The sequence below is a fragment of the Streptococcus sp. HMSC072G04 genome, assembly GCF_001813295.1.
Taxonomy (GTDB): domain Bacteria; phylum Bacillota; class Bacilli; order Lactobacillales; family Streptococcaceae; genus Streptococcus.
In genome coordinates, this window is record NZ_KV812048.1 from 528 (window position 1) to 762 (window position 235).

The 235-nt window shown below is 39.6% G+C and carries 1 protein-coding gene; it reads right to left on the bottom strand.

Annotation, left to right across the window (positions count from 1 at the left end; all coding sequences use genetic code 11):
- The coding region (locus HMPREF2904_RS12160) for a Spy0128 family protein (RefSeq protein ID WP_141751223.1) at positions 1–235 on the bottom strand (235 nt) is incomplete at both ends.

The following is a 235-nucleotide window of genomic DNA, read 5'->3' on the forward strand; positions in this document are numbered from 1 at the left end:
TTAAATTCTTTATCCGCAATGTCGCCTACAGTCGCGATAAGTACTTTAGCTGTACCATCGTGTTTCACTGTAACTGTTACATTCGCTTTCATAGTGTCGTATGTAACGGTTGCGTCAGATCCTTTAACTTCTTCTACAGTGTAGTTGTGTACGCCTTCTTGACCTTTCTTGAACTCAAGTTTAGAGAACTTAACATTACCAGTCGCATCATTGCTTACAGTTTCAAGAGTCTTAC